The 11370-nt window shown below is 73.0% G+C and carries 10 protein-coding genes; 8 read left to right on the forward strand and 2 right to left on the reverse strand.

The annotated features are described in order from the left end of the window. Positions 1 to 293: 293 nt before the first annotated feature. Positions 294 to 830 (reverse strand): HNH endonuclease, encoded by a 537-nt coding sequence (locus tag LE181_RS29900; RefSeq protein WP_225664647.1) that lies wholly within the window; start codon positions 828 to 830, stop codon positions 294 to 296. Positions 831 to 1111: 281 nt separating this feature from the next. Between LE181_RS29900 and LE181_RS29905 the strand changes: the two genes are divergently transcribed. Beyond that, the gene (locus LE181_RS29905; protein WP_225664648.1) at positions 1112 to 2206 is read left to right on the forward strand and encodes a mechanosensitive ion channel family protein; all 1095 of its coding nucleotides are present in this window, start codon (positions 1112 to 1114) and stop codon (positions 2204 to 2206) included. 98 nt (positions 2207 to 2304) lie between these two features. Here LE181_RS29905 and LE181_RS29910 read toward each other — a convergent pair whose 3' ends face one another. After that, on the reverse strand, positions 2305 to 2808 hold the full coding sequence (locus tag LE181_RS29910; protein WP_225664649.1) for an FBP domain-containing protein: 504 nt from the start codon (positions 2806 to 2808) through the stop codon (positions 2305 to 2307). 186 nt (positions 2809 to 2994) lie between these two features. Between LE181_RS29910 and LE181_RS29915 the strand changes: the two genes are divergently transcribed. From LE181_RS29915 to LE181_RS29945, 7 genes are all read left to right on the forward strand, one after another. Then, the gene (locus LE181_RS29915; RefSeq protein WP_225664650.1) at positions 2995 to 4194 is read left to right on the forward strand and encodes an ROK family transcriptional regulator; all 1200 of its coding nucleotides are present in this window, start codon (positions 2995 to 2997) and stop codon (positions 4192 to 4194) included. A gap of 69 nt (positions 4195 to 4263) precedes the next feature. After that, positions 4264 to 5613, forward strand: a complete 1350-nt coding sequence (locus LE181_RS29920; protein ID WP_225664651.1) for an ABC transporter substrate-binding protein — start codon at positions 4264 to 4266, stop codon at positions 5611 to 5613. 13 nt (positions 5614 to 5626) lie between these two features. Beyond that, positions 5627 to 6580, forward strand: coding sequence for a carbohydrate ABC transporter permease (locus LE181_RS29925; RefSeq protein WP_225664652.1), 954 nt, complete (start codon positions 5627 to 5629; stop codon positions 6578 to 6580). A gap of 6 nt (positions 6581 to 6586) precedes the next feature. Further along, positions 6587 to 7417, forward strand: coding sequence for a carbohydrate ABC transporter permease (locus tag LE181_RS29930; protein WP_225664653.1), 831 nt, complete (start codon positions 6587 to 6589; stop codon positions 7415 to 7417). A 19-nt stretch (positions 7418 to 7436) separates the two neighbouring features. Continuing rightward, the gene (locus LE181_RS29935) at positions 7437 to 8690 is read left to right on the forward strand and encodes a 6-phospho-beta-glucosidase (RefSeq protein ID WP_225664654.1); all 1254 of its coding nucleotides are present in this window, start codon (positions 7437 to 7439) and stop codon (positions 8688 to 8690) included. Next, a complete protein-coding gene (locus LE181_RS29940; RefSeq protein ID WP_225664655.1) occupies positions 8681 to 9682 on the forward strand; it encodes an N-acetylglucosamine kinase in 1002 nt (333 codons plus the stop codon). The genes LE181_RS29935 and LE181_RS29940 overlap by 10 nt, the downstream gene beginning before the upstream one ends. 226 nt (positions 9683 to 9908) lie before the next feature. After that, positions 9909 to 11288 carry a GlnX family signal transduction membrane protein gene (locus tag LE181_RS29945; RefSeq protein ID WP_225664656.1) on the forward strand — a complete coding sequence of 460 codons (1380 nt, stop codon included), beginning with the start codon at positions 9909 to 9911 and terminating at the stop codon, positions 11286 to 11288. Positions 11289 to 11370 lie beyond the last annotated feature (82 nt).

Raw genomic sequence — 11370 nt, forward strand, 5'->3', positions numbered from 1 at the left:
ACCGCAACGCCGACCGGCAGGACGCGGACGTAGCCACGGAAAGGCCAGCCGGCAGGCCACAGCGCCGTCCCGCAGGACGCAGACGTAGCCACGAAAGGCCGGAAGCCCGGCGGACCGCAACGCCGACCGGCAGGACGCGGACGTAGCCACGAAAGGCCGGAAGCCCGGCGGGCCACAGCGCCGTCCGGTGGGACGCCGGAGCACCGGGTGCCGGGTGCCGGGTGCCGGCCGCCGGGCGGGCCGTGAGGGCACCGCCCGGCGTCCGGGGGCCGGAAACAACGGTGGCCCGGACCTCAGGCGGAAATGCCGTCGATCCGGGCCATCGCGTCCTCCGCGCCGTATGCCTGCAGGTAAGGCAGCCAGCGCGGGTCCCTATGGCCCGTGCCGATGATCCGCCAGGCCAGGCCCGAGGGCGGCGCGGGCTGGTGGCGCAGCCGCCAGCCGAGCTCCGAGACGTGCCGGTCGGCCTTGACGTGATTGCAGCGGCGGCATGCAGCCACCACGTTCTCCCAGGCGTGCTGGCCGCCCCGGCTGCGCGGGACCACGTGGTCGACGCTGGTTGCGACGCCACCGCAGTACGCACAGCGCCCGCCGTCGCGGGCGAACAGGGCACGGCGGGTGAGCGGTACGGGGCCCCGAAAGGGCACCCTCACGAAGCGCTTCAGGCGGACGACGCTGGGGGCGGGGACGGTGCAGGTCGCGCTGTGCAGATAGGCGCCGGAGTCCTCAAGGCTGACGGCCTTCTCATTGAGGACGAGTATGAGCGCGCGGCGGAGCGGTACGACGCCGAGCGGCTCGTACGACGCGTTGAGGACCAGGACGTGCGGCACGGGTGCCTCCTTGTACGCCGGCGGCGCGTGGCTCGCGCCGGGACGATCTCCTGCAAGTGTCCCCTGGCCCCTGGCCGATGCGCCACCATCCACGGGTAACGGGTCTCAGGTGTTTTGGCGCACACCTGGGAGCTCACCTCAACCAGCCACCGCCATTCCCGCACAAGAACTGCCGCTTATCGAACACAACAACGGGGCAGGCGGTCTGCCCCGTTAGTGTGGTGGGTCTGCCCCGCGTCGCTCCTCGTCGCGGGTCTGTCCCACACCGGAGGGTTCCTGCTGTGTTCTGGTCCGCTGCCCCGGCCCCAGACTCGACGCCCCGTCCCTCGTCCCTGGACGAGGCACAACGAACGGCGAACGACGCTGCGGGCTGGGTCGAACAGAACTGGTCCACCTGGCTCAGCAACAGCCTGCGCATCATTCTGATCGTCCTGATCGCGGTGGCCATGCGTCACCTCATACGCCGCGCCATCACCAAGCTCATCGCGCGCATGAACCGCACGGCCCAGGCCGTCGACGGCACGGCCCTGGGCAGCCTGCTCGTCAACGCCGAGCGGCGCCGGCAGCGCTCGGAGGCCATCGGCTCCGTGCTGCGCAGCGTGGCCTCGTTCCTGATCATGGGCACGGCGGCACTGACCGTGCTCTCGGTGCTCAAGATCAACCTGGCTCCGCTGCTGGCCAGTGCCGGTGTGGCGGGTGTCGCCATCGGTTTCGGCGCGCGGAACCTCGTCACCGACTTCCTCTCCGGCGTCTTCATGATCCTGGAGGACCAGTACGGCGTCGGCGACACGATCGACGCGGGAGTGGCCTCCGGCGAGGTGATCGAGGTCGGCCTGCGGGTGACCAAGCTGCGGGGCACGGACGGTGAGATCTGGTACGTGCGCAACGGCGAGGTCAAGCGGATCGGCAACCTCAGCCAGGGCTGGGCGACGGCGGGCGTCGACGTCCAGGTCCGCTCGGACGAGGACCTGGACCGGGTGCGCGAGGTCATCGTGCGCACCGGTGAGGACATGCAGAAGTCCGAGCCGTGGAGCGAGCGGCTCTGGGAGCCGGTCGAGGTGCTGGGCCTGAACGCGATCTACCTCGACTCGGTGGTCATCCGCGTGTCGGCCAAGACCATGCCCGGCAAGGCCCTCGGCGTGGAGCGCGAGCTGCGCTGGCGCATCAAGCGGGCGCTGGACGCGGAGGGCATCCGCCTCGTGGGCCGCCCGGTCGAGCCGGACCTGGAGACGGCCGCGGACCCGGCGGCGACCGTCGCCGCACCGTCCGTCCTGGCCAACCCCACCTCCCCGCAGTCGCAGGCCACGGCACCGATACCGGCGCCGGCCCCGGTGCCGCCGGGCGCGACGCTCGGCAAGGGCATCAGCATCGGCTGACGGCCTGCCGGGCCGGACGAAGAACGGGAGGCCGGGCAGAGACGGGAACAGGCCGAGGGCTCCCTCACCGCCGATGTGGTGAGGGAGCCCTCCGGCTTTCAGCGCTCCTGGAAGACCTTCTCCAGGAACTGGTCCACGTTGGTGCGCATCCGCTCCAGCCGCTCCTCCAGGGACAGCGACTCCTTGTAACGCATCGACATCAGCGGCACCTTCTTGCCGCGCACGTACAGCGGGCAGGCCAGGTCGGCACACATGTAGGCGCCGACCGTGTTGCCCTCGCGGCCGGAGGCCCCGACCTTGCGGGCCGCCAGCAGGGAGACGCCCGAGCCGCCGTGCCCCGTCAGGCACAGCGAGCACATGGTGGTCTTGGTCAGGGCCCGGGGCCCGCCCTGCGGCACGCGCAGGGTGACGCCGGTCAGCTCGCCCTGCCGCTCGACGACGAGGTACCCGCGGTCCGGCGCACCCGGATCCCGCCACCCCAGGAAGTCCAGGTCGGCCCAGGGGAGATCGGCCAGCTGGCGGGGCAGACTGATCCTGCGCGCCTCGCCCTTCGAGCAGTTGACGAAGGAGGCGCGTATGTCGTTGTCGCCGAGTGGTTCCATGGAGCGGGAAGCTAACACCGGGGCGTATCCGACGTCGCGCCATTTTTCCGCCCGGGCCCGCGGACGCTGCGGTCCAGACCTCTTGACGACGTCTTTGACGTGCGCATACCGTCCTCACCACCAGCGATTGGAAAGTTTCCTTACAGAGCGGCTGTCCCGGCACGCCGCCGAAGGGCGGGCGACACCATGGCAGGAACGGGCACCCCCGGCACCCCCAGCGTCCTGCGGGCCATGAACGACCGGGCCGCGCTCGACCTGCTCGTCGCCCACGGCCCGCTGACCCGCACCCGCCTCGGCGAGCTCACCGGCCTGTCCAAGCCCACCGCCTCCCAGCTGCTGGGCCGGCTCGCCGCCGCCGGGCTGGTCCGCACCATCGGCAACGTCACGGGCCGCCCCGGGCCCAACGCCCAGCTGTACGAGGTGAATCCGGGCATCGCGCACGTCGCCGGCCTCGCCGTCGACAAGCTGGGCATCACGGCCGCCGTCGCCGACATCACCGGCACCGTCGTCGGTGAACACCGCGTCGCGGCGGTGGCCCTCGACGCATCGGTCCGCGACCGCACGACCGAGCTGGTGACCGAGGCCGTGCACGGCGCCCTGGCCGCCGGCGGGCTCGCCCCGGACGCCCTGCACCGCACCGTCATCGGCACCCCCGGAGCGCTCGACCCGGCCACCGGCACCCTGCGCTACGCCCCGCACATGCCCGGCTGGCACGCGACAACCCTGCGCGACGACCTCGCCGCAGCCCTCGGCACGCCCGTGGCCATCGAGAACGACGTCAACCTCGCCGCCGTCGCCGAACGGTACGCCGGGGCCGCCCAGGACGCCGAGGACTACGTGCTCGTCTGGATCGACGAGGGCGTCGGCGCCGCCGTCGTCCTCGGCGGACGGCTGCTGCGCGGTGCCACGGGCGGCGCCGGCGAGATCGGCTACATGCCGCTGCCGGGAGCGCCGCTCGCCCGCGGCGGCCCCGAAGCCACGATCGGGGACGGCGGGGGCGGCTTCCAGCAGCTCGTGGACTACTCCACCGTGCTGCCGCTGGCCCGGGAGTTCGGCATCGAGGCGCCGACGGCCCCCGAGGCGGTGGCGGCCGCGCTGCGGACCGGGGGCGCCGGCGACGCGCTCCTCACCGAGCTCGCGACCCGCATCGCCTGCGGCCTCGCGGCGGTCGTCGCCGTCGTCGACCCCGCGCTCGTGGTGCTCTCCGGCCAGCTCTGCCAGGCCGGCGGCGAGCGACTGCGCGCCCTCGTCGAGGCGGACATGACCGGACTCGCCCTGCCCCGGCCGCTCCTGCGGCTGAGCACCGTGGAGGGCTCCCCCATCCTCATCGGCGCGCTGCAGACCGCCCTGGCGGACACCCGCGACACGGTCTTCGACACGGCCTGACCACCGGGCACCCCGCCCCCCCGGAGCGCCTCCCGCCCCGCCCCCCACCGTCGGAAAGGACGTTCCGCCATGCCCCGAAGCGGACGCCGCGGCTTACCGGCCGCGCTCCTGGCCCTGCTCGCGACGGCGGGCCTGCTGCTCACCGGCTGCGCGAACCCGGGCACCGGCAGCGACCGGGACGACCCGACCCGGCCGGTCACCCTCCGCTTCTGGCACGGCTGGTCGGAGAAGAACGAGGTCAAGGCGGTCGACGAAGCGATCGCCCGGTTCCGGAAGCGCTACCCCCACATCCGGGTGGAGTCGACGGGCAACGTCACCGACGAGACCGTCAACCAGGCGCTGCGGGCCGGCGGGGGGAAGGCGCCCGACGTCGTCTCCTCCTTCACCACGAACAACGTGGGGCAGTACTGCTCCTCGGGCATGTGGGTCGACCTCGACCCCTTCCTGCGCAGATCCGGCCTCGACAAGAAGGAGGTCTTCCCCAGGACGCTCCTGGACTACACGCAGTACCGGGGAACGCAGTGCGCCCTGCCCCTGCTCGCCGACGCCTACGGGATGTACTACAACCGGGACGCCTTCGAGGAGGCGGGCATCTCGCGGCCGCCGCGCACCATGTCCGAGTTCAAGGCCGCGGCCGTGAAGCTCACCCGGCGGACGGAGGACGGCTCGTACCGGCGGGTGGGGTTCATGCCCAACTTCCGTCTGTACGAGAACAGTCCCGACCGGCTCTTCGCCCAGTGGGACCCGCGCTACTTCGACGGTGAGGGCAGGTCCCGGCTCTCCCGGGAGCCCGCGGCACGGCAGTTCTTCGGCGTGCAACGGGACCTGATCACCGCACTCGGCGGCTACGGCCCGCTGGAGAGGTTCCGTACCACCTTCGGCGACGAGATGTCCTCGCAGAACGCCTTCCTGACCGGGAAGCTCGCCATGCACCTGGACGGTTCCTGGCGCAGCGTGATGCTGGCGGACGCCCGGCCGTCCTTCCGGTGGGCGACCGCGCCCATGCCCGTGCCGGACGACCGGCCGGACACGTACGGGCGCGGGTATCTGACCGGCACCGTCGCGGGCATCGCGCACAGCAGCAAGCACCAGAACGCCGCCTGGGAGCTGGTGAAGTTCCTGACGACCGACACCGATCAGGTGGTCGCCTTCGCGAACGCCATCCACAACGTCCCCTCCACCAAGGCCGCGCTCGCCTCACCGGCCCTCGACGCCGACCCCGCCTTCCGCACCTTCCTGTCCATCGCGCAGAACCGGCACAGCGTCTCCATGCCGCCCTCCGTCAACGGCGGGATGTACATCACCGCCCTGCAGGACTTCGCGTACGCCGTCGAGGCGGGCAGGGTCCGTGACCTGGACAAGGGGCTGCGCGCGCTCGACCGGCAGATAGACGACGACACCCTCCAGTCCGCCAACTGACGGAGCCCCGCCCATGGCCCTCCTCCCCACCGCTCCCGAGCTGCGCCGAAGACGCCTCCGCGAGCGGCTGCGCACGCTCGGCTTCCTCTCCCCCTGGCTGGCCGGCTTCACCGTCTTCTTCGGCTACCCGCTGATCGCCACCGTCTACTTCTCCTTCATGCACTACAACCAGATCCAGGCCCCCACCTTCGTGGGCCTGCGCAACTGGACCTACGTGCTGCGCCAGATGCCCCTGTTCGGGCCGGCCCTGTGGAACACGCTGTGGCTCGTGGTGGTGACGGTGACGCTGCGGGTCGCCTTCGGGCTCGGCATCGGGCTGCTGGTCACCAAGGTGAAGACGGGGGCGGGCTTCTTCCGCACCGCCTTCTACCTGCCCTACCTCGCGCCGCCCGTGGCCGCGACCGTGGCCTTCGTCTTCCTCCTCAACCCGGGCACGGGCCCGGTCAACGAGGGGCTCTCCGCCCTCGGGGTGTCCGCGCCCGACTGGTTCAACGACCCCGCCTGGGCCAAGCCCTCGCTCGTCCTGCTGTCGCTGTGGGGCATCGGCGACCTCATGGTGATCTTCATGGCCGCGCTGCTGGACGTGCCCAAGGAGCAGTACGAGGCCGCCGAACTCGACGGCGCGGGCCGCCTCGCGACGTTCCGCTACGTCACCTGGCCGGCGATCACCCCGATCGTGATGTTCGCGGTGGTGACCGGAGTGGTGCAGACGATGCAGTACTACACCCAGGCCCTCGTCGCCGGGAAGCTCGCCTCCGGCGTGAGCACCGGCCCGGGCTCGGTCGTCCAGCCCGGCTACCCCGACCACTCCACCCTCACCGTGCCCCAGCTCGTCTACTCCCTGGGCTTCCAGAACTTCAACACCGGTGCGGCCTGCGTCCTCTCGCTCGTGCTCTTCGCCCTCGCCATGGCCGTGACCTCGCTGCTGATGCGCCGACGCGCCGGCCTGCTGACGGCGGAGGACTGAGCGCCGATGACCCGCAAGCGCGCCCTGCACTGGATAGCCGTCCACACCACGGCCGTGGCCGCCGCCCTCTTCTTCACCCTGCCCTTCGTCTTCGTCCTCCTGACCTCCGTCATGAGCGACGAACAGGCGATGAGCGGCGAACTGTGGCCCCACGAGTGGCACTGGTCCAACTACGCCGAGGTCTTCCGCACGCCCGGCTTCCTCGACTGGTGGCGCAACTCGCTGCTGTACGCCGGGCTGGGCACCCTCTTCACCGTGTGCTCGTCCCTTCCCGTCGCCTATGCGCTCGCGAAGTTCCGCTTCCGCGGGCGGCGGCCGGTGATGCTGCTGGTGATCTCCACGATGATGCTGCCGCCGCAGGTCGTCGTCGTCCCGATGTACCTCGTGTGGGCCCAGTACCTGCACCTGTCGGGGTCGTTGTGGCCGCTGATCGTCCCGCTGGCGTTCGGCGACGCGTACTCCGTCTTCCTGCTGCGGCAGTTCCTCCTCACCCTTCCCTCCGCCTGTCTGGAGGCGGCGCGCCTCGACGGCTGCGGAGAGCTGCGCACGCTGCTGCGCATCGTCGTGCCGATGGCCCGGCCCGGCATCGCCGCGGTCGCGCTGTTTCAGTTCTTCTTCTGCTGGAACGATTACTTCGGGCCCCAGATCTACGCGGCCCAGAACCCGGGCGCGTGGACCCTCTCGTACGGCCTGGAGTCGTTCAAGAGTGCCCACGGCGTCAACTGGAACCTGACCATGGCCGCCACCCTGCTCGTCATGGCACCCGTCGTCCTCGTGTTCTTCTTCGCCCAGAAAGCCTTCGTCGAAGGCGTCACCCTCACCGGAGTCAAGGGATGAGTGTTCCCATGAAGCGCGTATGAAGCTCGCCGTGGTCGGCGGAGGCTCGACCTACACCCCCGAACTGGTCGACGGCTTCGCCCGGCTGCGCGAGGTGCTGCCGGTGACGGAGCTGGTCCTGATCGACCCGGCCGCCGACCGGCTGGAGCTGGTCGGCGGTCTGTCCCGGCGGATCCTCGCCCGGCAGGGCCACCCGGGCCGCGTCACCTGGACCGCCGACCTCGACGCGGGCGTGGACGGCGCCGACGCGGTGCTGCTGCAGCTGCGCGTGGGCGGGCAGGCGGCCCGCGAGCAGGACGAGACGTGGCCGCTGGAGTGCGGCTGCGTGGGACAGGAGACCACCGGCGCGGGCGGCCTCGCCAAGGCCCTGCGCACCGTGCCGGTGGTGCTCGACATCGCCGAGCGCGTGCGCCGCCGCAACCCCGGCGCCTGGATCGTCGACTTCACCAACCCGGTCGGCATCGTCACCCGCGCCCTGCTGACGGCCGGGCACCGGGCGGTCGGCCTGTGCAACGTGGCCATCGGCTTCCAGCGGAAGTTCGCGAAGCTCCTCGGGGTGGCGCCCCGGGAGGTCGAGCTGGAGCACGTGGGCCTGAACCACCTCACCTGGGAGCGGGCGGTACGGGTCGGCGGGCAGGACGTGCTGCCCCGGCTGCTCGCCGAGCACGGCGAGGCCATCGCCGCGGACCTGCGCATGCCGCGCGCCCTGCTGGACCGGCTGGGCGTCGTGCCCTCCTACTACCTGCGCTACTTCTACGAGCACGACGCGGTCGTCGAGGAGCTGCGCACCAAGCCCTCGCGCGCGGCCGAGGTGGCCGGCATGGAACGGCGGCTGCTGGCCCTGTACGCCGACCCGGCCCTGGACGAGAAGCCGGAGCTGCTGGCGCAGCGCGGCGGCGCCTTCTACTCCGAGGCGGCCGTGGCCCTCACCTCCTCCCTGCTGGCGGACACGGGCGACGTGCAGGTGGTCAACACCCTCAACAACGGCACCCTGCCGTTCCTGCCGGACGACGCGGTCGTCGAGGTGCCGGCGACGATCGGCGCGCACGGCGCCCGGCCGCTGCCCGTACGGCCCCTGGAGCCGCTGTACGCCGGGCTGGTCGCGGGCGTGACGGCGTACGAGCACCTGGCGCTGGAGGCGGCCCTCAAGGGCGGCCGCGACCGCGTCTTCGCGGCGCTGCTGGCGCATCCGCTGATCGGGCAGAGGGCGTACGCGGACCGGCTGACCGACGAGCTCCTCGCGCACAACCGGGAGCACCTCGCGTGGGCGTGAGCGGCGCGCTGCTCGCCGTCGACGCGGGCAACAGCAAGACGGACGTGGCGCTGGTGGGCGCCTGCGGCACGGTGCTCGGCACGGCGCGCGGCGGAGGTTTCCAGCCACCGCGCGTGGGGGTCGCGCGGGCGGTGCGGGAGCTGGCGGCGGTCGTCGCCCGGGCGGCGGAACGGGCGGGCATCGCCGCTCCGCCGCGGGTGGACCACGTCCAGGCGTGCCTGGCCAACGCCGACCTACCGGTGGAGGAGGAGCAGCTGGCGCAGGAGATCACCGGGCACGGGTGGGGCCGTACGGTCACCGTCGCCAACGACACGTTCGCGCTGCTGCGCGCCGGGCTGGCCGACGAGGGCGAGCCGGCGGGGGTCGCCGTGGTGTGCGGCGCCGGCATCAACTGCTCCGGAGTGGCCCCCGGCGGGCGCACGGCGCGCTTCCCGGCCATCGGCCGGCTCTCCGGCGACTGGGGCGGCGGCGGGGCCCTGGCGGAGGAGGCCCTGTGGTGGGCGGCGCGCGCCGCGGACGGCCGGGGCGAGGCCACGGCGCTGGCCCGGGCGCTGCCCGCCCACTTCGGGCTGCCCGGCATGCCGGAGCTCATCGAGGCCCTGCACCTGGGCCGGATCGCGGAGGGGCGCCGGCACGAACTGACGCCGGTGCTCTTCGCGGTGGCGGCGGACGGGGACCGGGTCGCCGGGACGCTGGTGGCCCGGCAGGCCGACGAGATCGTCGCGATGGTGACGGCCGCCCTGACCCGGCTGGACCTGCTGGACGCGGACGTTCCGGTGATCCTGGGCGGCGGCGTGCTCGCGGCCCGCCACCCGCTGCTGCACGAGCGCATCGTGGGCCTGCTGGCCGCCCGCGCCCCCCTGGCCGTGCCCCGGCTCGTCACGGCCCCGCCGGTCCTGGGCGCCGCCCTGCTGGCCCTGGACCACGTGGGGGCCCCTCCGGCGGCCTATGCGCGGCTGCGCAGCCACTACGCGGAGCCGGCCGGCCCCTGAGGGCACACGGTCCCGTGCGGAGGCGGGGACGTGTGCGGCGGGCCCGTCCCGGCCTTCGCACGGGAACCGAACTGGCAGGGCACGCGTGAAATGAGATGAAAGGACCGTACGCACACGCCCGTGAAGATCCCGGTCCGCACAAGATCGGTGCACAACCGGTGTGTTTGTCAGTCCCTGCGGCCATACTGGCTGGCCGGGCACAGCCGGAGACCGAGGGGGAGGTCACGTGTCGTCATCACCGCAGCCGGATCCGGGCGCGGGGCACAGCGCGTGGCGCGAGGGGCTGGACCGGCTGAGATCCGCGGCCACCACCGAGCCCGGCAGACTGCGCATCATCGGGGCGGCCCTGGCCGGGCTGCTCGTCCTGTTCGGTTCGGTCACCGCCTGGCAGGTCTCCGACCGGGCGGCGGCCGCGGACGCCGTCATCGGCCACAGCCAGCCGCTGAGCGCCGACGCCGCGGACATCTACCGCTCCCTCGCCGACGCCGACACCGCCGCCGCCGGGGGCTTCCTGGCCGGCGGGCAGGAGCCGCGGGCGGTGCGCCAGCGGTACGAGAAGGACATCGCCCGCGCCTCCGAGCTGCTGGTCAAGGCCGCCGCCAACACCGACGCCGGCGACCCGGCGGGGCCCCGGATAGCCAAGCTCAACGAGCAACTCCCCCTCTACACCGGTCTGGTGGAGTCCGCCCGCGCCAACAACCGGCAGGGCCTGCCGCTGGGCGGCGCCTACCTGCGCTACGCCAGCGACCGGATGCGCGAGGAGCTGCTGCCCGCGGCCCGCGCGCTGTACGAGACGGAGACCGGCCGCCTGGGCTCCGACTACGGCGACGCCAAGACCCTGCCCTGGGCGGCGTTCACCACCGGCGTGCTGGCCCTGGGCGCCCTGGGCTGGGCGCAGCGCCGCACGTACCTGCGCACCAACCGCCTGCTCAACCACGGCCTGCTGGCCTCCACCGCCGCGGCGACGGTGCTGCTGCTGTGGCTGGCCGTCGGACACGGCGTGGCCCGGGCGGGGCTGACCCAGTCCTACGAGCACGGCGCCAAGTCGCTGCAGGTGCTCAACGAGGCCCGGATCGCGGCGCTCCAGGCCCGGGGCGACGAGAGCCTGACCCTGGTGGCGCGCGGGGCGGTGCTCACCCCGCGCGGCGACGACGTGTACGAGAGCAGCTACCGGGCGGGCATGCGGAAGCTCATCGGCGGGGACAGCGTCTCCGTGGGCGGCGCGCCCGAGGAGGGCAGCCTGCTGGACCGGGCGCAGGAGCTCGCCGACGGCGCGGACGGCCGCGACCCGGTGGCCGGTGCGATCAAGGACGTACGGCAGTGGCAGCAGCGCCACCGCGACGCGCGCGCCTCCGACGACAGCGGGTACTACGAACGGGCGCTGCCGAAGGTGATCGGCGAGAAGGACAGCACGGGCGAGTCGTTCGACCGGGTGGACACGGGGCTGAGCCGGGCGCTGACGCACGAGCAGGGCGAGTTCCGGCGGGCGGCGGACGACGGGCGCGGTGCGCTCGCCGGGCTGGCGGTCGGGGCCGTCGTGCTGGCCGTGCTGGGCGCGGCGGGCGCGGTGCTCGGCATCGGGCGCCGGCTGGCGGAGTACCGGTGACGGAGGGAGGGCGCATGCGTGCAGGGACGGGCCGGCGGCGCGGGCCGGTGGCGGCGGCCGTCGGGTGCGCGGTGGCCGCGGC

This window comes from Streptomyces sichuanensis (genome assembly GCF_020328095.1).
Classification (GTDB): domain Bacteria; phylum Actinomycetota; class Actinomycetes; order Streptomycetales; family Streptomycetaceae; genus Streptomyces; species Streptomyces cinnamoneus.

What these genes read in the sequence shown, in the direction of transcription:
- LE181_RS29910 (WP_225664649.1), bottom strand. Translation starts at nt 2,808, where the DNA reads ATGGAACCACTCGGCGACAACGACATACGCGCCTCCTTCGTCAACTGC.
- LE181_RS29915 (WP_225664650.1), top strand. Translation starts at nt 2,995, where the DNA reads ATGGCAGGAACGGGCACCCCCGGCACCCCCAGCGTCCTGCGGGCCATG.
- LE181_RS29920 (WP_225664651.1), top strand. Translation starts at nt 4,264, where the DNA reads ATGCCCCGAAGCGGACGCCGCGGCTTACCGGCCGCGCTCCTGGCCCTG.
- LE181_RS29925 (WP_225664652.1), top strand. Translation starts at nt 5,627, where the DNA reads ATGGCCCTCCTCCCCACCGCTCCCGAGCTGCGCCGAAGACGCCTCCGC.
- LE181_RS29930 (WP_225664653.1), top strand. Translation starts at nt 6,587, where the DNA reads ATGACCCGCAAGCGCGCCCTGCACTGGATAGCCGTCCACACCACGGCC.
- LE181_RS29935 (WP_225664654.1), top strand. Translation starts at nt 7,437, where the DNA reads ATGAAGCTCGCCGTGGTCGGCGGAGGCTCGACCTACACCCCCGAACTG.